31 protein-coding genes are annotated in these 23,429 nt (G+C 39.6%); 14 read left to right on the top strand and 17 right to left on the bottom strand.

Annotation, left to right across the window (positions count from 1 at the left end):
• Nucleotides 1–38: 38 nt before the first annotated feature.
• The gene (locus MST16_RS07100) at nucleotides 39–398 is read right to left on the bottom strand and encodes a hypothetical protein (RefSeq protein WP_180011241.1); all 360 of its coding nucleotides are present in this window, start codon (nucleotides 396–398) and stop codon (nucleotides 39–41) included.
• A 222-nt stretch (nucleotides 399–620) separates the two neighbouring features.
• Between MST16_RS07100 and MST16_RS07095 the strand changes: the two genes are divergently transcribed.
• From MST16_RS07095 to MST16_RS07080, 4 genes are all read left to right on the top strand, one after another.
• Complete coding sequence (locus MST16_RS07095) at nucleotides 621–854, top strand: hypothetical protein (RefSeq protein WP_078188494.1); 234 nt, start codon at nucleotides 621–623, stop codon at nucleotides 852–854.
• A gap of 140 nt (nucleotides 855–994) precedes the next feature.
• Nucleotides 995–1,372 carry a DUF2750 domain-containing protein gene (locus tag MST16_RS07090; protein WP_180007275.1) on the top strand — a complete coding sequence of 126 codons (378 nt, stop codon included), beginning with the start codon at nucleotides 995–997 and terminating at the stop codon, nucleotides 1,370–1,372.
• 106 nt (nucleotides 1,373–1,478) lie between these two features.
• On the top strand, nucleotides 1,479–1,910 hold the full coding sequence (locus MST16_RS07085) for a CBS domain-containing protein (RefSeq protein ID WP_078193901.1): 432 nt from the start codon (nucleotides 1,479–1,481) through the stop codon (nucleotides 1,908–1,910).
• Nucleotides 1,911–2,035: 125 nt separating this feature from the next.
• The gene (locus MST16_RS07080; RefSeq protein ID WP_180007276.1) at nucleotides 2,036–2,314 is read left to right on the top strand and encodes a hypothetical protein; all 279 of its coding nucleotides are present in this window, start codon (nucleotides 2,036–2,038) and stop codon (nucleotides 2,312–2,314) included.
• Nucleotides 2,315–2,391: 77 nt separating this feature from the next.
• Here MST16_RS07080 and trpB read toward each other — a convergent pair whose 3' ends face one another.
• The 10 genes from trpB to MST16_RS07030 all read right to left on the bottom strand — a co-directional run bounded on the left by trpB (nucleotide 2,392) and on the right by MST16_RS07030 (nucleotide 10,868).
• Complete coding sequence (trpB, locus tag MST16_RS07075; protein WP_180007277.1) at nucleotides 2,392–3,600, bottom strand: tryptophan synthase subunit beta; 1,209 nt, start codon at nucleotides 3,598–3,600, stop codon at nucleotides 2,392–2,394.
• Between the two features lie 131 nt (nucleotides 3,601–3,731).
• Nucleotides 3,732–4,919, bottom strand: coding sequence for a VWA domain-containing protein (locus MST16_RS07070; protein ID WP_180011244.1), 1,188 nt, complete (start codon nucleotides 4,917–4,919; stop codon nucleotides 3,732–3,734).
• A 203-nt stretch (nucleotides 4,920–5,122) separates the two neighbouring features.
• On the bottom strand, nucleotides 5,123–5,575 hold the full coding sequence (locus MST16_RS07065) for a hypothetical protein (RefSeq protein ID WP_180011246.1): 453 nt from the start codon (nucleotides 5,573–5,575) through the stop codon (nucleotides 5,123–5,125).
• A 79-nt stretch (nucleotides 5,576–5,654) separates the two neighbouring features.
• Nucleotides 5,655–6,506: a MoxR family ATPase gene (locus tag MST16_RS07060; RefSeq protein ID WP_180011248.1), complete on the bottom strand. Its 852-nt coding sequence runs from the start codon at nucleotides 6,504–6,506 to the stop codon at nucleotides 5,655–5,657.
• Between the two features lie 21 nt (nucleotides 6,507–6,527).
• Nucleotides 6,528–6,911, bottom strand: coding sequence for a hypothetical protein (locus tag MST16_RS07055; protein ID WP_078193907.1), 384 nt, complete (start codon nucleotides 6,909–6,911; stop codon nucleotides 6,528–6,530).
• A gap of 21 nt (nucleotides 6,912–6,932) precedes the next feature.
• Nucleotides 6,933–7,241: a YcgL domain-containing protein gene (locus tag MST16_RS07050; RefSeq protein WP_180011296.1), complete on the bottom strand. Its 309-nt coding sequence runs from the start codon at nucleotides 7,239–7,241 to the stop codon at nucleotides 6,933–6,935.
• 124 nt (nucleotides 7,242–7,365) lie between these two features.
• Complete coding sequence (locus MST16_RS07045; RefSeq protein WP_180011250.1) at nucleotides 7,366–8,508, bottom strand: HRDC domain-containing protein; 1,143 nt, start codon at nucleotides 8,506–8,508, stop codon at nucleotides 7,366–7,368.
• A 201-nt stretch (nucleotides 8,509–8,709) separates the two neighbouring features.
• Nucleotides 8,710–9,306, bottom strand: coding sequence for a recombination mediator RecR (gene recR / locus MST16_RS07040; protein ID WP_180005090.1), 597 nt, complete (start codon nucleotides 9,304–9,306; stop codon nucleotides 8,710–8,712).
• A 12-nt stretch (nucleotides 9,307–9,318) separates the two neighbouring features.
• Nucleotides 9,319–9,648 (bottom strand): YbaB/EbfC family nucleoid-associated protein, encoded by a 330-nt coding sequence (locus tag MST16_RS07035; protein WP_078188506.1) that lies wholly within the window; start codon nucleotides 9,646–9,648, stop codon nucleotides 9,319–9,321.
• Nucleotides 9,649–9,680: 32 nt separating this feature from the next.
• The gene (locus MST16_RS07030) at nucleotides 9,681–10,868 is read right to left on the bottom strand and encodes an O-succinylhomoserine sulfhydrylase (protein ID WP_180005091.1); all 1,188 of its coding nucleotides are present in this window, start codon (nucleotides 10,866–10,868) and stop codon (nucleotides 9,681–9,683) included.
• 142 nt (nucleotides 10,869–11,010) lie between these two features.
• Between MST16_RS07030 and MST16_RS07025 the strand changes: the two genes are divergently transcribed.
• The 10 genes from MST16_RS07025 (at nucleotide 11,011) to MST16_RS06980 (ending at nucleotide 19,071) form a co-directional block, all read left to right on the top strand.
• The gene (locus MST16_RS07025) at nucleotides 11,011–12,105 is read left to right on the top strand and encodes an alpha/beta fold hydrolase (RefSeq protein ID WP_180011252.1); all 1,095 of its coding nucleotides are present in this window, start codon (nucleotides 11,011–11,013) and stop codon (nucleotides 12,103–12,105) included.
• 22 nt (nucleotides 12,106–12,127) lie between these two features.
• The gene (locus tag MST16_RS07020) at nucleotides 12,128–13,000 is read left to right on the top strand and encodes an NAD(P)-dependent oxidoreductase (RefSeq protein ID WP_180011254.1); all 873 of its coding nucleotides are present in this window, start codon (nucleotides 12,128–12,130) and stop codon (nucleotides 12,998–13,000) included.
• Between the two features lie 88 nt (nucleotides 13,001–13,088).
• Entirely contained in the window at nucleotides 13,089–13,358 is a 270-nt protein-coding gene (locus MST16_RS07015; protein ID WP_078188510.1) for a YARHG domain-containing protein, read from the top strand.
• Nucleotides 13,359–13,389: 31 nt separating this feature from the next.
• Nucleotides 13,390–13,803: an HIT family protein gene (locus MST16_RS07010; RefSeq protein WP_180011256.1), complete on the top strand. Its 414-nt coding sequence runs from the start codon at nucleotides 13,390–13,392 to the stop codon at nucleotides 13,801–13,803.
• 312 nt (nucleotides 13,804–14,115) lie between these two features.
• Entirely contained in the window at nucleotides 14,116–15,195 is a 1,080-nt protein-coding gene (locus MST16_RS07005) for a porin (protein WP_180011258.1), read from the top strand.
• Nucleotides 15,196–15,719: 524 nt separating this feature from the next.
• Nucleotides 15,720–15,911, top strand: coding sequence for a cytochrome oxidase putative small subunit CydP (gene cydP / locus MST16_RS07000; RefSeq protein ID WP_078188513.1), 192 nt, complete (start codon nucleotides 15,720–15,722; stop codon nucleotides 15,909–15,911).
• Nucleotides 15,911–17,497: a cytochrome ubiquinol oxidase subunit I gene (locus tag MST16_RS06995; protein ID WP_168378621.1), complete on the top strand. Its 1,587-nt coding sequence runs from the start codon at nucleotides 15,911–15,913 to the stop codon at nucleotides 17,495–17,497. Before cydP ends, MST16_RS06995 begins: the two co-directional genes overlap by 1 nt.
• A complete protein-coding gene (cydB, locus tag MST16_RS06990; protein ID WP_180005097.1) occupies nucleotides 17,494–18,639 on the top strand; it encodes a cytochrome d ubiquinol oxidase subunit II in 1,146 nt (381 codons plus the stop codon). Before MST16_RS06995 ends, cydB begins: the two co-directional genes overlap by 4 nt.
• A 24-nt stretch (nucleotides 18,640–18,663) precedes the next feature.
• Nucleotides 18,664–18,765 carry a cytochrome bd-I oxidase subunit CydX gene (cydX, locus tag MST16_RS06985; protein WP_002120988.1) on the top strand — a complete coding sequence of 34 codons (102 nt, stop codon included), beginning with the start codon at nucleotides 18,664–18,666 and terminating at the stop codon, nucleotides 18,763–18,765.
• A gap of 3 nt (nucleotides 18,766–18,768) precedes the next feature.
• A complete protein-coding gene (locus tag MST16_RS06980) occupies nucleotides 18,769–19,071 on the top strand; it encodes a cyd operon YbgE family protein (RefSeq protein ID WP_078188516.1) in 303 nt (100 codons plus the stop codon).
• Nucleotides 19,072–19,078: 7 nt separating this feature from the next.
• Here MST16_RS06980 and MST16_RS06975 read toward each other — a convergent pair whose 3' ends face one another.
• The 6 genes from MST16_RS06975 to eno form a co-directional block, all read right to left on the bottom strand.
• Nucleotides 19,079–19,243, bottom strand: a complete 165-nt coding sequence (locus MST16_RS06975) for a hypothetical protein (protein ID WP_257224638.1) — start codon at nucleotides 19,241–19,243, stop codon at nucleotides 19,079–19,081.
• Nucleotides 19,244–19,490: 247 nt separating this feature from the next.
• Nucleotides 19,491–19,751 (bottom strand): hypothetical protein, encoded by a 261-nt coding sequence (locus tag MST16_RS06970; RefSeq protein ID WP_257224639.1) that lies wholly within the window; start codon nucleotides 19,749–19,751, stop codon nucleotides 19,491–19,493.
• Nucleotides 19,752–19,820: 69 nt separating this feature from the next.
• A complete protein-coding gene (gene rodA / locus MST16_RS06965; RefSeq protein ID WP_111884954.1) occupies nucleotides 19,821–20,957 on the bottom strand; it encodes a rod shape-determining protein RodA in 1,137 nt (378 codons plus the stop codon).
• Between the two features lie 85 nt (nucleotides 20,958–21,042).
• Nucleotides 21,043–21,768 (bottom strand): 2-C-methyl-D-erythritol 4-phosphate cytidylyltransferase, encoded by a 726-nt coding sequence (ispD, locus tag MST16_RS06960; RefSeq protein ID WP_180011260.1) that lies wholly within the window; start codon nucleotides 21,766–21,768, stop codon nucleotides 21,043–21,045.
• Nucleotides 21,731–22,123 carry a septum formation initiator family protein gene (locus tag MST16_RS06955; protein ID WP_078188520.1) on the bottom strand — a complete coding sequence of 131 codons (393 nt, stop codon included), beginning with the start codon at nucleotides 22,121–22,123 and terminating at the stop codon, nucleotides 21,731–21,733. The genes ispD and MST16_RS06955 overlap by 38 nt, the downstream gene beginning before the upstream one ends.
• 16 nt (nucleotides 22,124–22,139) lie before the next feature.
• Complete coding sequence (eno, locus tag MST16_RS06950; RefSeq protein ID WP_078188521.1) at nucleotides 22,140–23,429, bottom strand: phosphopyruvate hydratase; 1,290 nt, start codon at nucleotides 23,427–23,429, stop codon at nucleotides 22,140–22,142.

Raw genomic sequence — 23,429 nt, 5'->3', positions numbered from 1 at the left:
TCAGTCCACTGTTTCAGTCTGTGAGTTAGCTAAACAATTTACTGAATAATGGTACGTATCACCGCAAAATAAAGAATCAATGCAATAATCGCCAAAACGATAAATACTGCAAAAATACTCATTCCACCCTCTGCATGCGCAGGATGTAAATCATCATCATCGGCGATTTTGAGTAATTCACCATTGTATGCATTGTAAAATTCTAAGCGCTGTCCCTTATCTAAATCCCGTGTGAAATCATATACACGTTTGCGCTGTGCTAAACCAAAATCCCCTAAATGAATCTCCTGATGAAAAATTGCGTCATCAAGATTGCGACGATGTAGATGTGCCAATTCCACAATTTGCGCTAATGTCGGAGGATAATCTAAAGTTAAACCGTCTAAAACTTTTGTCATTTTACTTCTCCTTATTATCTACAACTTCTTATGTTAGTATTTTACCCATGAAAACAATTGTTCATTGTTTAATCATGTAAACTATAGCAAATTAGAAATACTTACGTGAATAGTTGACAATTCAAGATAATTGTAATATTAGTTTAATAATACTTAGTTATATTAGTTAATAGGGCTAAAGAATGGGCCCTTAATGATCATAATTAGAATAAGGAGTTAAATATGATTCAACAATTCTCTCAACATGAACTCGAACATGTATACGCAAATGCGGTGAACACAATTCAGTCTCAAATGAACTTCAGCGATGCAGTTCACGAATTGGAAGATGCAGCTCGTGCTGGACATGGTAAAGCAGCGTTATTTTTGGCTGAACTTTATTATCAAGGCTTCCGCGTAGAACGTGACTCACTCAAAGCGCAATATTGGCAGAACATGGCCACCTTGCAAGCATAACAAAACGTCACTAAGGTGGCGTTTTTTTACACCCTTCAACTTTTGACTACATAAATTCTTACAATCCAGTTCAAAGCTTACACAGCTTTTTCATAAGAATTTCCTACAATAGGAGCAACATCAACAACACGCTGCATATGATGTCTAAATTAAAGCAATATAAGCCTATTCCAAAAGATTTATTTTTCAAAATTAGTATTTTAAAAACCATGATGTACTGTGGAGTCCTTTGGGGTCTCTACCACCAACAAGGTTGGGCAATGACCAGCGATCAAGATCATATTATCTTCCCGTTTTGGTTAAATGGCATTCAAGCGCATAAATATGCCAAAAAGCATTGGCCCAACTACACTCCACGACGCATTACACCACAAGATTTTGAGGCATCGCTATTACCGACATTAACACGCCTTAAAGTCATCCCTGCGTTGCATAGCTCAAGTCACATCCGTCTCAAGCTCACAACCTCGCAAATGCGTTTATTCTTTTTTAACCAAAATAAGATTCAAATGGCATAAAACCCTCAGTGCATGTTTGACCCCAACATGCACTGAAAAGTATTTGCTTTTTTCGAATTTCGCGCTAATTTAAATTAAACAAAAACTACTATAAAGGAATGAAAATATGACTACAGTTGCCCAAGTACTTAAAGACAAAGCTTATCAAGAAATCTACACCATCACTCCAGATGCGACTGTACTCGAAGCCATTTCCCTGATGGCACAAAAAGGCATTGGTGCCCTCGTTGTGACCCATGAAGGCACAGTCGTTGGTATTTTGTCTGAGCGTGATTACACACGTAAAATCGCCCTGATGGAAAGAACATCTTTCGATACCTCTGTCAGCGAAATTATGACTGGGAGCGTAATCACCGTGACAAGTGCAGCGACTGTCGAAGAATGTTTAGAGCTTATGACAGATCGCCATTTACGTCATTTACCTGTCGTTGAGGAACAGAAATTAACTGGCTTAATCTCCATCGGCGACCTTGTAAAAGCAGCAATGGATGATCAACGCAAACTGATCGAACAACTTCAACAATATATTTCAGGCTAAACTCAATAACTCCCCCCTTAATAAAGTTTAAGGGGGGAATCTAGAAATCAAAATTTTTCATATAATTCACCAAATGTAATGACATACACAATACAAATTAATTACTTTTCTCAATTTCATTTATTATGTTGAAACCTGCTTTAGATAAATTAGCCCACCTTGATGCCATCATTTTAGAATTGGAACGCTTGATGGTTTCTATGAAAGACGATGAACTGCTGCAATACCACCGACGTACGATTAATTTGGAGATTGCTTCTGCTGTCGCTGAAATTTTAGATGCAAAGGCAATTATTTATGCACTACATCCTGAGTTAATTCTAATTACATCAAGCTTTGACCACACTTTTTATAAAAAGTCAAAAAAAATATCCCAGTTAAAAACTGGGATACTTCGAATATAGATCAGGCTATACAACTGCAAAAGATTTTTGCACCATCAACAGATGATGAGCAACTTAGTCTTTTTTAATGGCAATAATTAATTTAAACCTAATTTTTCAGCCACATAGTCTGAGTCTTTATCGCCACGGCCTGAAACGTTAACAACAATCTTCACATCTTTAGCAAGTTTTGGCGCTTCACGAATTGCCCATGCAACAGCATGTGAACTTTCTAGTGCAGGAACAATACCTTCCACACGTGAAAGCGTCATGAATGCATCTAAACATTCTTGATCTGTCGCTGTTGTATATTCAACACGACCTAGGTCTTTTAACAAGCTATGTTGTGGTCCCACTCCAGGATAATCCAAACCTGATGCAATTGAATGCACTGGTAATGGTTCACCCTGTTCATCTTCAAGGACATAACATGCCATGCCATGAATTTGACTTGGCTTACCCAATGTCAACGTCGCAGAGTGCATATTGGTATCTAAGCCATGACCAGCCGGCTCTACACCCACAAGTTTAACATCGGTGTCATTGAGGAATGCTGTAAATGCACCAACGGCATTGGATCCACCACCCACACATGCAACCACATAGTCAGGATTTGCACCAAAACGCTCGTTGGTCTGAACTTTAATTTCATCACCAATAATTGACTGGAAGTCACGAACCATTTTCGGGAATGGATGTGGACCAACCACTGAACCAATCGCATAAATAAAATTGGTTGGATCTTTTAAATATTCTTCAAATGCGCTATCTACTGCATCTTTGAGCGTAGCTGTACCACGAGTAACAGAGATTAGGTTGGCACCTAAAATCTTCATTTTCACCACGTTTGGATGTTCTTTTTCAATATCCACTTGCCCCATGTGAATTTCACATGGAATACCCACCAAGGCACAAGCCGTTGCTAATGCCACACCATGCTGACCTGCACCAGTTTCTGCGATCACTTTGGTTTTACCCATGTATTTTGCTAACAAAGCTTCGCCAAGGCAGTGGTTAATTTTATGTGCGCCAGTATGGTTGAGATCTTCACGTTTCAGGTAGATTTGTGCTCCACCTAATTTTTCAGACAAGCGCTTTGCATAAAACAATGGACTAGGACGTCCAACATAGTGTGCAAACAACTCTTTCAATTCATTTTGAAATTCTTCTGTATGACGAATTTGCTCATAAGCAACATTAATGTCATCCATTGCCTGTTTTAAATCTGGTGGAATGAACTGCCCACCGTATTCACCGAAGAAACCTTCTTCATTAGGTAATGCGATACCATTAATTTGATGATCCATCATATTTCCTTCATGTTGTATGCAGAACAAAGACTTTTAAATACTATCCAATTTTGAAAATAAGAAACAATGCAAAATTGGAGTAAGTAATATAAACATCATTGATAAGAAAAAGTATCGTTTTTAACGCTTTAGCGCGCTAAATATTTCGTCATATCTTCCACACCTTTTAGGGTCATTGGGAACATATGATCTTCAAAGATTTGTTTAATCGCAGCAATGGTTTGGGTGTAATGCCAATAACTTTCTTCTTCTGGGTTTAACCACGCTGTTTTATCAAAATGATTACGTAAACGCTGTAACCACACCTGACCCGCTTCATCATTCATATATTCCACAGATCCACCTACCGAGTTCAACTCATACGGTGCCATACTTGCATCACCGACAACGATAACACGGTAATCTCGCCCATAGGTATTGAATAGATCCCATGTATTCATACGCGTGCTTGAACGGCGAATATTATCTTTCCACACATAGTCATATAAACAGTTATGGAAATAGAAATACTCCAATGTTTTAAATTCAGTTTTTGCAGCGGAAAAGAGCTTCTCACATTGGGCAATATGTGAATCCATCGAGCCCCCAACATCAAAAAGCATCAAGACTTTAATACGGTTACGTCGTTCTGGAACCAACTGCACATCCAAAATACCCTGTTTGGCAGTTTCACGAATGGTTCCGTCGATATCCAGCTCTTCTGCTGCACCTTGACGGGCAAATTTACGCAAACGACGCAAAGCCATCTGCATCTGACGACTGCCGAGAATCTGCTCATCATCTAGGTTTCGGTATTGACGTTGTTCCCACACTTTCACCGCAGATCGTTTACGACCAGGCCCACCAATACGCACGCCTTCAGGATGGTCGCCATAGGCACCAAACGGGGACGTACCACCCGTCCCAATCATCCGATTACCACCTTGATGCTTTTTATGCTGCTCGCGCAAACGCTCTTCAAGCATTTTCATCAGTTCTTCTAATGATCCAGCTTTTTTTAGTTCTTCTCGTTGTTCAGGTGTCAAATGCTTTTCGATGAGCTCTAGATCAAACCAATCCTTTGGCAGTTTATGCACCTGATTTAATAGCTCATCCAAATCAAAGGTGGCAATACCGTCAAAATAGTCCTTCATTGCACGGTCGAACTTATCAAAGTAACGTTCATCTTTGACCATGACGGTTTTTGCAAGCTGATAAAATTCATTTTGATCTGCAAAGACCAGCCCTGCTGCCACTGCTTGGTTCAAGTCAATCAATTCACGAGTTGAAACAGGAACACCGTATTTTCGAAGGGTATAAAACAATCGCACAAACATAGGCGAATAAAATCCAATAAAAATTAAATATCAGGAGGTCAAATCCAGTGTGAATGCATGTGATCTTGTTATTTCATCTGCAACTGAGTCTTGCCTTTACGCATACCATTATGAAAAATTGATCTCTACAAGTAAAGCCAAAAGCTTTTACTGCGTGTTCATATACATTGCCCTACTACCCAAAGAAAAGTAAATGACATGATTTAATCGCAAGTTGCATTTCTTTCTTTAAGTGATTTTTTAAGAGTTTCATATTTGCGCTGAACATCGAGACGATCTTGCTGCAACTTTTCAATAGACACGATTTTATGAAAACCTTGATGGTTTCTATAGCGGTTAAAATCGCTTAGGTTCAAGATCACAAAATCATAGTATTTCAGCTCGAGTACAGTTGCAGCACAGGCCTTTTGTTGAATAGCCGTTTGAGCTACAAGATGACCTGATTGATCGATGAGCTTTTCTTTAAGTTGATGTTCTGCAACTTGCGCCCAATACGCATCTTGGAGTAGCTGTTGATGCTGCTGTTCAAACTGAGCATCATCCATCGCATAGCTATAACTAGATAAATACAAGCTCGCAGCCAACAAAAGTACAGTCGGTTTTAATCTCCTAGGTACAGCTATGTGTACACGAGATACGTATGCACTTGTCTGCATAATTCACCTTTATATTTTTTAATGCTCAAAATAAAAGCCGGATAACCGGCTTTTAAATCTTTTATAGAATTGATATCAATTAACGACGTGACATAAATGCTAGACGTTCAAGCAATTGCACATCTTGTTCGTTCTTAATCAAGGCACCATAAAGCGGTGGAATTGATTTTGATTTATCTGTGTTGCGTAAAATATCTTCTGGCATATCATCCGCCATCAGCAAACTCAACCAATCAATCAACTCAGAAGTTGAAGGCGGTTTCTTTAAACCCGGAATTTGACGTAATTTAAAGAAAATTTGTAGTGCTTCAGAGACCAAGGTATTTGAAATATTTTCAAAATGTACATCGATGATTTCACGCATGGTTGCTTCGTCAGGGAATTCAATATAATGAAAGAAACAACGACGCAAGAAGGCATCTGGAAGTTCTTTTTCATTATTTGAAGTAATGATCACGATTGGACGTTGTGTTGCCGTAATTGTCTCACCCGTCTCATACACAAAGAAGGACATTTTATCGAGTTCATGCAGCAAATCATTAGGGAATTCGATATCTGCTTTATCAATCTCGTCAATTAGAAGTACACAACGTTCTTCACTAGTGAATGCTTCCCAAAGTTTACCCGGCTTAATATAGTTTTTGATGTCATAAACACGGTCATCACCCAACTGACTATCACGCAGACGAGATACGGCGTCGTACTCATACAAACCTTGTTGAGCCTTGGTCGTCGATTTGATATGCCAAGTAATGAGCTTAAGGCCTAAACTTTCAGCCACTTGTTCGGCTAAAAGTGTTTTACCTGTCCCCGGCTCACCTTTAACCAAAAGTGGCTTTTGCAATGAACGTGCAGCTTTTACTGCAAGTTTTAAGCTATCGGTCGCAATATATTGATCTGTACCAGTAAATTGTTGAGTTTCAACAGACATGACATAACCTTATTTTTTTATTTAAAGCGGTGAAATTTTCTTGTTTACAACGTGCTGTGGTTTCGCTGCATTGTATTTGGTCCAAAAATATCCAAGGACTAAACCAATACCCACCACAAAGAGAATCAGCGATAGATTCAACCAAACCAATGGCTGATCTTTTGTTAATACACCAAAAATCAAACCAAAAATCGCAGGTGCGATTGCTGCATTTGAACCTTCAGAAACGGTTGGTGTTAATAAAATAGCAAATACGATAAGCCAACCAATGGCACCGATCGTTTTGGGTAAGCGCTTCATCAGCCCATACCAACACAACAAAGCAATTACAGCCCCACCTAGATAAACCGTAATTGCAATACTGCTTTCAGGAATTGAGTCCAATACCGATACTACACCATTCATTTTCACAACTCCTGAATTAACTTAAGCGCCGCGCAAGCCTTCTGGCTCAACCGCATTTGGGTCAATTAAACCTTCTGGAGGCATTTGAATAAAGAACCCTTTTGTTTCAATTGAATCTATGACATGCAATACGTTCACACGTGCAAGTTTGCGTGATTCACTAAGTTCTAGATCCATGACAAATGTGGCACGACCAAACGCTGTACGTAATGCATCAGGCATTACTGCAAGCGGATCTGTCGCTTCAGTTTCGTTTTCATTAACTTCAGGACGAGCAATATAAAGATACATTTCATCTTTTTTGCTCGATTTGTAGATAGAACAGTACATAATTGAATCAATACTCATTAAACGCAAGGCAAAGGATACATCAAAAAAAAGACTGATACATTAGTGTTTATTAACGCATCAGTCGTGAATTTGTATAAGTGATAGTTCTTTAATCAATCAGAACTTATTCCATCACTTTCATTTGACCAGAAAGATAGCTTTCATCGGCATGCAGCACTTCAATTAAAGGCTTCGTCAGCAAATCATAGCGCCAGCCCAACAAATAACTCGGTAAATCCTGTTCATCATTATGAAAAACCACATGCTGATATAAGGCATTTAACCATTTTTTACGCATTAAAACTTCTTTAGGCACAGTGGTTTCTTGTACTGCACGCTGAATAAGGGTATCGACGCGCGAACCAATATCCTGAGACGAATGACGAATTGGACGTGCCATACGCAGCGGCCATTCAGCTTGTTCTGGTAAAAACTTCAACAAATCTAAAATAATTTTACCATGCTCACGCACAATGTTCGGACGAATGTCTTTTACTGCACTCAATTGAAAATTATTTTTTGGATTTTTTTCAACCATATCAATGATGGTTAAGTTTTTAAGAATAAAGCTACGTGGCTGATTTAAGGCTTTCACCATTTGCTCACGCCAAACGGCCAATTGCTGAATTTGCATGAGCTGACGACGTGAATGTCGATAATTACCAATATCGTGATACAGCATATGGATCGGCGTTTCAGTGCCAATTTCATAAGTTAAATTTTTGCAGTCCTCAAGCACACAATTTAATAAACTTTTCGCAGCCAATTCATTCTGAATCGTATGGCTTAAATTCATTAAATAATGTACATCATTCGCTGCATAGTTCAATTGCTCGGCACTGAGTGGACGAGCCAACCAATCTGAACGTGTCTGATCTTTATCTATATCTACATTGAGCATAGTTTTTAAGGCATTTTGATAGCTGACTTGTAAGCCATGCCCTAAAAATGACATCCCAACTTGGGTATCAAAGACATTTTCTAAAGACTTATGCTGTGCATAGTGATAAATCAGGTCGATATCTTCACTACAAGCATGAAAAATGTTTTGCTGAGCCGCAAATAATTTTTGCCAGAATTGGCTTAAATCGAGGGTTGTACCATCAAGTAAATACACCTGATTTTGTACATTAATTTGGAAAAGTCCAAGTTTGGGCCACAGGGTATCTACTTTTATAAACTCGGTGTCGAGTCCGTAAATCGAGCTTTGGTCCATAAGATTTAAAACAGAATTTAAATCTGGCTGATTTTGAATGAATTGATACATAAGTTGCTGAGTCTAATTTTAGATGCTCTATGAGCTTATATTAACTGATATATATTATTTATCTATAAGGAAAAACGTTATTTTAGTGACTTATTTTCTTTATTTGGCTTTTTTATTGATTATAAATAAAAACTTTAATCGTTATTAAGTATAAATACTTAGGTGAAAATTATACAAAGCGAAACGAGTTTCGCTCTATAGTTACTTCATTCGCATTCGGTTATGCACGGCCTGACTTAAGGTATGACTATCCACATATTCAAGCTCACCACCCTGTGGTACACCCTGTGCAATACGGGTCATTTGTATTGGTAAATGTTTGGTCGCTTCAACCAAATAATGTGCTGTCGCTTGACCTTCAACCGTTGCATTGGTCGCCAAGATCACTTCCTGCACTTTACCATCACTTAGTCGTTGAATTAAATATGGGATACCAATTTCGTCTGGGCCAATACCATCGAGTGGCGACAAATGTCCACCCAATACATGATATTTCCCTCTAAAACTGCCACTTTGCTCGATTGCCATGACATCTGCGGGAGATTCAACCACACAAAGCAGTTGATCATCACGTTCTGACGAGACGCATATGTTGCACACTTCATCTTCAGTCAATGAATGGCAAATTGTACATTCATGAATATAGTTGGTTGCTTCAGTCAAGGCATGTGCCAAACCAACAGCGCCTTCCCTATTTTTCATGATTAAGTGCAGTGCCATACGTTGAGCCGACTTTGGCCCAACGCTTGGCAAAATACGCAATGCCTGTACAAGTTGATCAAAACGATCACTAAACATTCAACGTATTCCTTAGAATAAACCTGAAAGACCTGGTGGAAGACCCATACCAGAGTTTGCAGATTTCAGTTTTTCTTCTGAAATTACTTCAGCTTGACGTGAAGCATCATTCATTGCTGCTGCAATTAAGTCTTCAATCATATCTGCATCATCTTGAAGTAGTTCAGGATTGATTTCGATACGTTTCACTACATGACGTGCAGTCATAGTAACTTTAACCAGACCACCACCTGCTTCAGCGTGAACTTCAACTTGTGCAAGCTCTTCCTTGGCTTTTTTAATGTTGCTCTCAACTTCTTTTTGCATGCGTTGAGCTTGCTGCATGAGCATATTAATGTTCATAAAAATCTCCGAACAAAACTGATGAATTCACTTTAGATAAGATCTAAACCGCGTGAAAGATCGCGAATAATATCATTAATATCTTCTAAACCAACAGATACGCGAATTAAACCTTCGCTAATCCCTGCTGCTTTTTTCGCTTCTGCTGACATTCTGCCATGAGAAGTCGTTGCAGGATGGGTAATTGTTGACTTTACATCACCCAAGTTACTTGTAATAGAAAGGAACTTAGTATTATCAATCACTGTCCAAGCGCCTTCACGTTCGCCTTTCACAACAAACGATACAACTCCGCCAAAGCCTTTTTGTTGCTTTTTCGCCAACTCATGACCTTCGTGATTTGGAAGTCCCGCATAGTACACTTTTTCAACTTTCGGGTGTGAATCTAACCATTCAGCTAAAGTTTGAGCACTTGCACAGTGGGCTTTCATACGTAAGCTTAAAGTTTCTAGGCCTTTCAGGAAGATCCATGCATTGAATGGACTCATCGAGTTACCCAGTGTACGAATAACACCTGTAATCTCTTCCATCAATTTTGCACTACCAACAACTGCACCACCGAGCGCACGACCTTGACCATCAATATATTTTGTTGATGAATAGATCACGAGGTCCGCACCAAATTTAATCGGTTGCTGTAACACTGGTGTACAGAAGGTATTATCGACTGCAAATAATGCCCCATGCGCATGTGCAATATCAGCAATGGCTTGTAAATCACCTACTTGAGCTAATGGGTTTGACGGTGTTTCAATAAACAATAGGCGTGTAGTTGGACGAATCGCTTGTTTCCAAGCATCTAAATCTTCCAAATCAACAAAAGTAACGTCAACACCAAATTTGATGACATATTTTTCAAACAGAGAAATGATCGAACCAAAGACAGCACGTGAACACACCACATGATCGCCAGCTTTCAAATACGCCAAAGTGATCGCGTGTACGCCCGCCATACCTGAACTTGTCGCAACCGCGGCTTCAGCACCATCCAAAACAGCTAAACGTTTTTCGAAAGCTTGTACAGTTGGGTTGGTATAACGTGAATAGGTATTGCCTTCAATTTGACCTGAAAATTTTGCTGCGGCATCTGCTGCACTTTCACAAACAAATGATGAAGTCAGGAAAATTGGCTCGCTATGTTCACCCTCAAAAGTACGAGTATGACCTGTACGAATCGCTAAAGTCTCTAATTGGTATTCGATGTCGTCTTGTTGGCTCATCTGTATTACTCAGTCGCGAAGAACTGCCTTTGTGAAGAATTGCCAATATTTTGAGCGTCTAAGCTATTTAAGGTCAAGGTAAAATACGAAATTATCGCTTAGACTTCGACCAATCCTACAAGGACTTAGGCAATTGACAGTTATGCACCCTTTCAAACAGAAATTTCTAGCGCAGCAAAAGAAAATTAAACACCTGTCTACACGTGTGTTTAATGCAAAATCGCTGGTCCTTTCTCAATCAACCCCCTATGAAGTAATTACTGAATATAAACATGCAAAAGTTCGGTATTACGCTTCGCCTGATCGTAAATACAAAGAACCCTTAGTGTTTGTTGCTCCACTGGCCATCAATATGGCGATTTATGATTTGTATCCATATCGCTCATTGGTGAAACATTTTCAACATAGTGGATTTGATGTCTATTTGTTGGAATGGGGAAAATTAAACTATCAAGATCGTTTCTTAAATTTTCTATCGTTTATTGATGATGTGATTCCACATTGTATTGATCAAATTTGTGAGCATGCAGATAGTCAATACATCTCGCTACACGGTTGGAGCATGGCTGGAGTCTTTGTAACGCTATATACCGCATTACACCAACCTGAACATGTTAAAAATCTAATGGTGATGGGCGCACCGATTGATAGCTATGCTTCAGGTCGTATCGGAAAGTTATTTCAAAAAACCAATCGCTTGCTTTCACGTAGTAAGAATTTACAAGAAAAGGTCTACACAGGGAAAATTCCTAAACATTTTATCCATACACCGGGCGTACTCAATGCGATTGGATTTAAAATCGTTGATCCAATGGGTTGGTTCAAAAGCCAAAAACAATTTTTATCTAACTTAGACAATCTACATGACCTGTATGAACATGCAACCATGGGCGATTTTCTCAATCACATGATTGACTATCCGGGTGGTATTAACCAAGACATGGTGTTCAATGTTTGGCTACAAAATCCACTTAAAAACGGCATTATTCAATTGAAAGATAAAGTTATTCAATTAAAAAATATCCACTGCTCTTTGTTGATTGGCGCGGGTTCTACCGATCAAATCGTTACTGCCGATGCAGCAAGTCCTTTAGGCGAATTGACAAGTAGTCAAGATGTCACGTTTACTCTCATTCCCGGTGGTCACCTCGGCCTGATGTCGAGTCAAAAAAGTGCCAATCAATTTTGGCCAACTTTGACCCAGTGGCTTACACAAAGATCCAGTTTATTGAAATAAAAATTTAGAGGGTAAAGTAAAGATGATTCAGTCAGTTGCATTTATCGGATTGGGCGCAATGGGTTCCCGTATGGCAGCGCACCTACCAAAACAGTTCGACACGGTTTATGTCTGGAATCGAAACTTTACCAAGGCAGAGCAACATGCTGCTGAATTTGGTACGCAAGCGGTTGCTTTAGAACAAGCAGTACAAGCGGACATTATTTTTTCTTGCCTACCCATCAGCCAAGATGTTGAAAATTTAATTGCGAGTGTAACGCTGAAATCAGGCTCGATTTGGGTCGACTGTACCAGCGGTGTGCCAGAATCTGCAAAAAAACTCGCTTCAGCCTTAAAGCAACAAAACGTTTCGTTCTTAGACGCCCCTGTGAGTGGACAAACCATTGGCGCTGAAACGGGAACATTAACCGTCATGATTGGTGGTGACGCAGCAGCCTTTGAACGTGCATTACCTGCGATCCAAACATTTGGCAAACTGATTAAACATGTGGGTGAACCGGGTGCGGGTTTTGCCGTTAAAGCTGTAAACAACATGTTAATGGCTGTAAATCTTTGTGCAGTTGCTGAAGGATTCACCACCTTAAAAGCGCATGGCGTAGACTTACATGAAGCACTCGATTGTATTAATGCGTCGAGCGGTAAAAGTAATGTGACTGAAACTGTTTTACCGCAGCGCGTACTGAATCGTAGCTTCCCATTAACCTTTGCACTTCCATTACTTGCAAAAGATACGGGAATTGCTGTTGATCTGGTACGACAAGCAAAACTTTCAGCCCCTGTGCTCTCTTTGACGCAAAATTTAATCCAAGCAGCAAGCGATCAAGCTGAAGAAAACAGTGATTTTTCAAGCGCTATGATTATGTATGAAAAATGGAGTAAAATTACAATTGAGTAATAACTCGCCATTGAATAACGATAAATAACCATCATATTGTACTCTAGTGTCATAACACACATTGTTACAAATGACAGAGGAAACTCGCATGAACAAATTTACCCTCGCAACTTTGCTAGGTGCTGTAACTTTAATCGGGGCTTCTACTGCTGTTTTAGCATCTGAGCAAGAATGCCAAAAGTTGAAAAATGACCATGACGTGATTTATGCATCGAAAGGTTTCTGCTTTAAAGATCCTGACGCTAAAGCGAAGTTTGGCAATGACAATTGCTACACAACTAAGCCTAAATTTTCAGAAAAAGAGCAACAACGACTTGACGCGATCAAAGATCGTCAGAAAGAATTGAACTGTAAATAATTACGATTCAATTCGCTCAAGGAATTTAGCAATGACTTATGATGATCAAAATATTTTTGCTCGGATTTTACGTGGAGAACTTCCTGCGTTTAAAGTCTATGAAGATGATCAAGTACTCGCTTTTATGGATGTCATGCCACAGGCCGAAGGTCATACGCTCGTAATTACTAAAACCCCTGCTATTACGCTACTTGATTTAGATCCTGAAGCGGCTGCTTATACCATTCAGATTGTCCAAAAAGTTGCGAAAGCAATGGAGAAAGCCTTAGACGTGAAAGGTATCGTATTGATGCAGTTGTCTGGTGCTGCTGCGGGTCAAACTGTTCCGCATGTGCATTTCCACCTAATTCCGACTTCAGTCCATGAATTAGGTAAACATGCCGCACAAATGGGCGACATGGAAAAAATTAAAGCTATTGGCGAAAAAATCAAAGCAGCACTTTAAGTCCAATTGAGTTTAAAGTGATGATCAATGGAGCTTCGGCTCCATTTTTTTATGTTTAGAATATTGTGCCAAGTCATTTTAACTGCAAAATTTAATATTTAAAAATAACTATAAATATTTAATAAATATCAATCTTTATAAATAAAAATACAATTTAAACCAAAAATCACCTTTCACCGTTTTGAAATATTTCCTTAATAGAACTGTCTTATTTGTAATGAATACTTAGCGCCATTAGATAGCGAAATTACTTCTAGCCAAGCTACTGATAAAACATATTGATATGACTGGAAAAGTCTTCTGGAGCTTCAAATGAAAAAAACTCTATGTGCATTAGCAATCGGGGCAACAATTCTTACACCAATGATGGCATCTGCTGCAGATGTAAAAATTTATGGCCGTGCACATGTCTCTCTTGACTATCTAGATGATGGTAAAGATTACAACGAAGTTGGTCTTTCTTCTAATGCTTCACGCTTAGGCTTCAAAGTAGATCAAAAAATTAATGATGACCTCAACGTATTCGCTCAAATTGAGCAAGAAGTAAACTTTGCAAGCGGTAGCCAAGACAGCAAAGGCGTAGATTTTTCAACACGTGACACCTTCGTGGGTTTAAAAAGTTCAACTTATGGTCAAGCACGTGTAGGTCGTTTTGACAGCCCATTTAAAGTCGCTCGTAGCCCTGTGAACTTCTTCGGTGACATGGTTGGTGACGTTCGTAACGTAACACGTGTAGGCAACTTAAAATTTGATGAACGTAATGAAAACACCATTGAATATAAATCTCCAAAATTTGGCGGTGGTTTCAATGTATTAGCTGCAATGTCTATGCATTCAGGTACACAAATTGACCGTGACGCAGATGGCGAAGGCAAAGATGATAACAAAGCCTATGACCTTGCTCTAACTTATAAAGAAGGCCCAATTGATTTTGCAGCAGCATACGAAAAGTATGATGAAAATGCAGCAAACGCAGCAGGTGGCGCAAGTCGAGATGCATTCCGTATTGCCGGTGCATATAAGTTAACTGAAGAATTTAACTTGGGTGCTTTATACCAAATTGCGAAACACGACAACGATACAGCCAACCCAGATGCTCAAGTTTTTGGTGTAGCTGGCGAATATAAAGTAACGCCTAAAACCTCAGTACGCGGTGAATACTTCTACCGTGACGTAGATGCTGATGATGCCAATGCAAGCTTGATCGGTGTGGGTGTAGAACATAAGTTGGATAGCACATTACGCGTATACGGCAACTTAGCAACTGTGCTTAACGACAAAAACTCTAAACTCAATCCTTGGAAAGAAGGTCGTAGCTTCGGTAACGATATCTCAGGTATCGGTGATGAAAATGCAACTGCACTTTCTCTTGGTCTACGTTACGACTTCTAAGCTGCAATATCTCCCCCAAAAGACATACTCCGGTATGTCTTTTTTTTACTCAAATAAAATGTCTCAGAACTAAAATAAGCTAATTTCATCATTTATCAGTGGTTTATAAAAACAATTAAAAAAAACTAGACACGCCTATTCAATATCATCCGTATAACGATCGTTTACTAGCACCACATCAACAACGGATTTATTTAGCCAAACTTAAAAATAATAAATACAAATCTTATTCATTCAATAAAGATTCTCATTATTAACAATATAACTTTTAGTAAATATAGTAAATTAGTCAGAATTTAAAACATAAATATAAGCGTTTTAGTCGGATTTAAAATAATTAAACACAAGTGTTTTAGTCAAGTATTTAAAATAAAAAATTAGTTTATTTTTTAACTAATAAGTAATATAAGTAATTGTATTTAAATTACTTAATAATATATTTTTATTTTAACTGTTCAACCTATTTGCTTTTTGTATATATTTGTTAATAATATAGTACAAGTTTAAAGAATAGGCTTATCTCCATGAGCTTAAAATTCAAAGATTTAAATCGTCGTGTGGTCAGAGAAATAACCGCAATACTAATAATTAAAGTGATTATTTTAATGATCATTAAGAACATCTGGTTCGACGCCCCTACTATCCCTAAAAACTTTGACAATCAAGTTGCCGAGCATATTGCTGGCAGTCCTTCCCAAATCAAGGAGACACGTTGATGATTTCTGAAAGCGTGGTCGATCTTTCGCGGTTCCAATTTGCAATGACCGCGATGTATCACTTTATTTTTGTTCCACTGACTTTAGGTCTGGCTTTTATTCTTGCCATTATGGAAACCACCTATGTGATTTCTGGCAAAGAAATTTATAAAGACATGACTAAATTCTGGGGAAAACTCTTCGGTATTAACTTCGCTTTAGGTGTTACTACTGGTTTGACCATGGAGTTTCAGTTCGGTACTAACTGGGCGTATTACTCACACTATGTCGGTGATATTTTCGGTGCACCATTAGCCATTGAAGGTCTGATGGCATTCTTCCTTGAATCAACATTTATTGGTTTATTCTTCTTCGGCTGGGATCGCCTATCTAAAGTTCAGCATTTGGCTGTCACTTGGTTGGTTGCACTTGGCTCGAACATGTCCGCACTATGGATTTTAGTGGCCAATGGTTGGATGCAAAACCCTGTCGGTTCCGCATTTAACTATGAAACTATGCGTATGGAAATGGTGGACTTCGGTGCATTGATTTTCAACCCTGTGGCTCAGGTTAAATTCGTACATACCGTATCTGCAGGTTATGTGACTGGTGCTATTTTCGTACTGGCAATTTCAAGTTACTACTTATTGAAAAAGCGTGACTTGCCATTTGCGCGTCGTTCATTCGCTATCGCTGCTATCTTTGGTTTAGCTTCTACACTTTCAGTGATCTTACTAGGTGATGAATCTGGTTATGAAATTGGTGATGTACAAAAAACTAAACTTGCTGCAATTGAAGCGGAATGGGACACTCACCCAGCTCCAGCGCCATTTACTTTGTTTGGTATTCCAAATAAAGAAACCATGTCTACTGACTACGCGATCAAAATTCCTTATGTCATGGGGATTATTGCAACACGTTCAACTGACAAAGAAGTAACAGGTATTAAAGACCTAATCGTTCAACACGAAGCACGTATTCGTAACGGTATGGTGGCTTACTCACAGTTAGAACAACTTCGTGCAGGCGATACTTCTCCTGAACTTAAAGCAGCATTTGCTGAGTCTCAAAAAGACTTGGGTTATGGTTTGCTTCTGAAAAAATACACAGACAAAGTTGTCGATGCTTCTGATGATCAAATCAAAGCTGCTGCAAAAGACACTATTCCACATGTTCCAAGCTTGTTCTGGGCATTCCGTGCAATGGTTGCTTCTGGTTTCTTAATGCTCCTTCTGTTCGTACTTGCTACCTTTGCTGTCGGTAAACGTAATGCAGAAAACAAACCTTGGTTATTAAAATTTGCTTTGTTTGCTCTACCATTACCTTGGATTGCTGCACAAACAGGTTGGTATGTTGCCGAAGTTGGTCGTCAACCTTGGACTATCGGTGAAGTTCTACCTACACATCTTTCAGCGTCTAGCTTAAGTACAGGTGATGTATGGGGTTCTATCCTTGCATTGGCAGCGTTCTACACTGTACTGCTGATCATTGAAATGTACTTAATGATTAAATTCTCACGCCTTGGCCCAAGTTCTCTACATACTGGTAAATACCACTTCGAGAAACTTGAAGCTGCAAAAAAGGCAAATGAGGAGGCTCAAGCATGATCGAATATGAATTACTCAAAATCATTTGGTGGGTTTTAGTCGGTGTCCTACTGATCGGCTTCGCCCTCACCGATGGCTTCGATATGGGCTCAATGGCGATCATGCCATTCGTAGGTAAAAAAGACGAAGAACGTCGTGCGGCAATCAATACGATTGCCCCACACTGGGACGGTAACCAAGTTTGGTTTATTACTGCCGGTGGTGCACTGTTTGCAGCATGGCCAATGGTATATGCAACTGCATTCTCAGGCATGTATTGGGCACTGTTACTGGTACTCTTCGCCCTCTTCTTACGTCCAGTCGGTTTTGATTACCGTTCTAAACTTGAAAATACCAAGTGGCGTAATTCTTGGGATTGGGGTTTAGCAATTGGTGGTGCAGTTCCTGCCCTCGTATTTGGTGTTGCGTTTGGTAATATGTTCCTCGGTGTTCCATTCACTATGGACGAAACTGTTCGCTCGACTTATACAGGTAGTTTCTTTGCGCTGCTTAACCCATTCGCTTTAGTTTGCGGTATTGTGAGTTTATCTATGCTTTGCGCTCATGGTGGTGCATGGCTCATGCTTCGTACAGATGGCGACCTACGTGCACGCTCTGCAAAAGCGACTCAACTTATGGGTATCGTATTCTTGGTTTGCTTCTTACTTGCAGGCGCATGGTTATACTTCGGTAATATCCAAGGCTACACATTAGCGCAACCATTTGACACAAATGGCGTTGCTAACCCATTGGCTAAAGAAGTGATCACCAATGCCAATCCAGGTTGGATGAACAATTATAGTATTTATCCAATTACTATGATTGCGCCAATCATGGCAATTTTAGGTGCTTTGATCATTATCCTTGCCGCAGGTAAAGGTAAAGCCGGTTTCAGCTTCCTTGGTTCAAGCTTGACAGTCATTGGTGCAATCTTAACCGCTGGTTTTGCATTGTTCCCTTTCCTTATGCCATCGAGCATCAACCCAACTGTAAGCTTGACTATGTGGGATGCGGTATCAAGTAAAAATACACTGACTGTGATGACTGTTGCCGCGTGTATTTTTGTCCCAATTATCCTGTGCTACACAACTTGGTGTTACTACAAGATGTGGGGTGTAGTGACTAACAAACATATTGAAGAGAATTCACACAGCCTATACTAAGGCTGTGTCTAAGGAGAAAAGACGATGTGGTATTTTGCTTGGATTCTCGGTATCTTGATGGCATGTTTTGCAGGTGTACTTAGTGCGCTTTACATCGAACATCATCAAGATCTAGATGAGGAATAACAAATGACTGATGCTGCTGTAGAAAAATCACTTGTAGAAAAGAAGCCAAATAAATTTGCAATGGTCATTTCCTGCCTGTTAGCTTTTCCTTTGGCAGCCGTGTTACTTGTACATCCTGCTGCCATGCTGGATGACAATGGTGGATATAGCCATCGAGCGCTGATGTTCATCATGATAGGTATTTCAGGTGGTTTTGTGCATGGTGTGGGTTTTACGCCACACCATTGGTTCTGGAAATGGCTTTTTAGCCCCTTTCTCGCTTGGCCACTGATGTTATGGGGCTACTACACATGGTTCCTACATTAATTAATATCTAAATAAAGCCCTCAATTGAGGGCTTTATTATATTTGCGATCAATTTCGGCTTTTTTTCTGCTGTAATATCGTCTTGCATTTGAAAACAGTCTCTAAATTTTTCATGGATATGATGAATATATTTTTCTTTAGCGGCATGCTTTAGCAAAATTTGAGCTGCCATTATGATAAATCCATTGACTTGCTTCACTATTATTATGCGATGAGCATCCGCCAACCCAGCTTTTCGCTGAATTAATGAGTTTAGACCAGTATGCACAATTTAATGCAAATGCTTTAACGAATAAAACTTAAACGCTTTAAACATTTGAACAATATGCTTAATTTCTACAACATTTTCTAACTTTGCAATCATTTCAGCTGCGGTAGGAATTTTCACATTCTGAAGTAACTCTTCTTCTCGTTGAATTTCAAATTTCTATATTAGGGGCGACCATTAGTAGCCAATATGCCCTCACCACAGCTTCAAATTGAATTCGAAATAATGCGATTGCAGATATATCTTGGCGTGATTCTAAAAGTTGTAAAATGGCTTCACCATGCTCCATGGATAATTCACAACATTCATAGACCAAATCAAGTCGCTGCACGCCACCAATAAATGCTGAATGATTTAACTCGTTATATAGCTCATCCAACATCGATTCAGAATCACGAAAAATATCTATCAAAATCACCTTCCATTTCTTAAGTGCCAAAATTTAAAATAAAAAAAGCTGGATTAATTCCAGCTTTAAAATTTAACGATGCGTATGAATCGACATCACAATCCCCATCCCTGCGAGCATCGCAATTACGGCTGTACCACCATAACTCATCAACGGTAGTGGATCACCTGTTACCGGTAAAATCCCACTGACCATACCCGAGTTTAAAAATACAAAAAAGAAAAAAGTTAATCCTATCGCTCCTGCATAGAGTCGTCCAAAATTATGGAAGCAATTTAGTCCAATAATCAAACAGCGAACAATAATTGCTGTAAATAAACTAAATAAAAGAAATACACCAATAAAGCCAAATTCTTCTGCATAGGTCGACATAATAAAGTCAGTATGATGCTCTGGTAGATAACCCAAGTGCGACTGCGTCCCTTCGGTATAACCCTTACCCATTAACCCGCCTGAACCAATGGCAATTTTAGACTGAATAATGTTCCAACCTGCACCAAGCGCGTCAGACTCAGGATCGAATAACGTCAGTACACGTTTTTTCTGATATTCCTGCAAAAAGAACATCCAGAGTACAGGTGCTGCAATCGCAAAGGCTGTTAAAGCAGCTGCAATTAAACGCCAAGACATTCCACTTAAAAATAAAACAAAAATACCCGGAATAATCAAACCGATATTCAAGTCAGGCTGTAAAGCGACCAATGCAAATGGAATCAATAATAAAATTAATGCCCCGACGATTTGTAAAAATTTCGGTGGAAATGGTTTTCGCGCAAAATACCACGCCATCATGAGTGGCATGGCAAATTTCATAAATTCACTCGGCTGCATACTACCGATACCCGGCAAGCTAATCCAGCGTTTCGCCCCCATCCTTTTTTCACCAATGACCAAAACCAACAACAGTAAAAATATACCGATGGCGTATAAGTACGGACTCATAGATTGGTAAACTTTGGGTGGAATTTGCGCGCAGATCAGCATCACAATAAAGCCCACACCAAAACTTGTGGCTTGGCGTAGTACCATTCCCGAATCTTCCGCGGTCGCACTATAGACAACCATCAGCCCCAATATTGCATTGAGTACCAAGAAGCAAAGTAACCACGGGTCTAAATGAAGTTTAGCCCATCGAGAAGAATCGTGTTTTATACTGCGGCCATCACGTAATGACTGACGTAAAAAACGATACTGTTGAGAAGGGATCATTGCGAAACAGATCTAAAAAGGATGCGGGAATTATAGATTAAAGCGACAGTAAAAATCACTGTCCCTTAAATATTCCTTGAAATAATCATCTATTCACTTGAGACGCTAAAATTAAACGTGCCAATTCCAAGTCATCTGGATAGGTAATTTTAATATTGTCCGAACGACCCTGCACGACATTGACATGCTCACCGACAAATTCTAAGGCACTTGCTTCATCTGTGATGGTCGCACCAGCGGCAAGCGCTTGTTCAATGGCATTTTTAAGCACACCCAATTTGGCAATTTGTGGCGTCTGCGCTTGCCATAAAGTTGAACGATCTACCGTTGTTGATATAAGTGGTGCCGTTTCAACACGTTTTAAGGTATCGCGTACAGGGATGGCGAGAATCGCACTTTGCTCAGAATCGACTGCCGATTGAACTAAATTTTCTAAACTCGACTGCGAGACACATGGTCTTGCTGCATCATGAACAAATACCCAATCATCATCATTGGCAATCCTAGATAGATATTGCAATGCATTGAGTACAGAATGCACACGCTCTGCACCGCCTAAACAAAAATGTGCCTTCTCTTGATTAGTGAGTGCCAATGTCTGAGCAACATTATCTTGCTCACCTATAGCCAACACATAGCCCGTCAACGGCAATTGGTTGAGACGTGCAACTGTGTGTTCAAGCACAGTTAGACCCGCAATGTTTTGATATTGTTTTAGTTCAGTTTTAGAAAATCGACTTCCTGAACCAGCAGCAGGAATAATAGCCCACAATTTAAGGTTCTGGTGGAAGTTCGGCTGGTTCTGACTCATTGGTACGTAGGTCTACTTTTGCGTTTGGATCAATATAAATTGGTTTGTACTGAGTACTGATCGTACTCATCTGCACGAAAGTCTCATGCGGTTTAATTAAACCTAAATCTAGACGAGCATGCTCTTCAATAGCTTCAACGCCATTTTTTAAATCGTATACTTCAGCTGCAAGTACGCGATTTCGTTCTTTTAATTCGTCATTGAGTTCGACTTGTTGTTGTATTTTCTGACTCAGTTGTTGATGTTGATGGTAACCACCTTCACCGAACCAGTATAAATATTGAAACCCTGCGATCAAAAAGATCGCAAGGCCCAACAATGCTTTACTCGCTTTGGAGTCAAATACATTTAACATAGATAGCATGATCTGCTTAGTTCAAACCTTTGAACTCAGCTTTACCGCGATATGCAGCATTAGTCAATTCTTCAATACGAAGTAATTGGTTATATTTCGCTACACGGTCAGAACGGCAAAGTGAACCAGTTTTGATTTGACCCGCTGCTGTACCCACTGCAAGATCCGCAATAGTTGAATCTTCAGTTTCACCAGAACGGTGTGAAATTACTGTAGTGTAACCATTTGCTTTCGCAAGGTAGATTGCATCTAGAGTTTCAGTCAATGTACCGATTTGGTTGTACTTGATCAGAATAGAGTTACCCACTTTTTCGTTGATACCACGTTGAAGAATCTTAGGATTCGTAACGAATAGGTCATCACCAACCAATTGGATTTTGTCGCCAAGGATTGAAGTAAGGTAAGACCAACCTTCCCAATCAGACTCGTCTAAACCATCTTCAATTGAGATGATTGGGTATTGTTTTGCAAAACCAGCAAGGTAGTCAGCAAATTGGTTGCTTGTGAATGCTTTATTGCCTTCACCTGCAAGGATGTATTGACCATCTTTGTAGAATTCTGAAGATGCACAGTCAAGCGCAAGCATAATGTCAGAACCCGCTTTGTAGCCAGTTTTTTCAATTGCTTCAAGAATTACTGTAATTGCTTCTTCGTTAGAACGAAGGTTCGGTGCAAAACCACCTTCATCACCAACTGCAGTATTTAAACCTTGTTTCTTTAAAACTGATTTTAAAGAGTGGAAAATTTCAGCACCAGCGCGTAAAGCTTCAGAGAATGAAGTAAAGCCAACTGGCTCAATCATAAATTCTTGAATGTCTACGTTGTTGTCTGCATGTGAACCACCATTTAGGATGTTCATCATTGGAACAGGCATAGTCAAAATGCTGTTATTACGAAGGTCTGCGATGTATTGGAAAAGTGGAATTTTCTTTTCATCAGCAGCAGCGCGTGCAGCAGCTAGCGATACCGCTAAAGTTGCGTTAGCACCTAATTTTTCTTTGTTTTCAGTACCGTCAAGCGCGATCATTGTGTTATCAATGTCTTTTTGTTCGAATACTGATTTACCCAACAATGCATCACGAATTACTGTGTTAACGTTGTTAACCGCAGTTTTAACGCCTTTACCTAAGTAACGAGCTTTGTCGCCGTCACGAAGTTCTAAAGCTTCACGAGAACCAGTTGAAGCACCAGATGGTGCACATGCACGGCCTACAACGCCAGAGGCTAAGATTACGTCTGCTTCGATGGTAGGGTTACCACGAGAGTCCAAAATTTCACGTGCACGAATGTCAACGATTTGGCTCAT

The sequence above is a fragment of the Acinetobacter sp. YH16040_T genome, from assembly GCF_024605785.1.
GTDB classification, from domain to species: Bacteria; Pseudomonadota; Gammaproteobacteria; order Pseudomonadales; family Moraxellaceae; genus Acinetobacter; species Acinetobacter amyesii.
The sequence above is the reverse complement of the archived record's forward strand: the minus strand, read 5'-3'. Positions and strand labels throughout refer to the sequence as shown.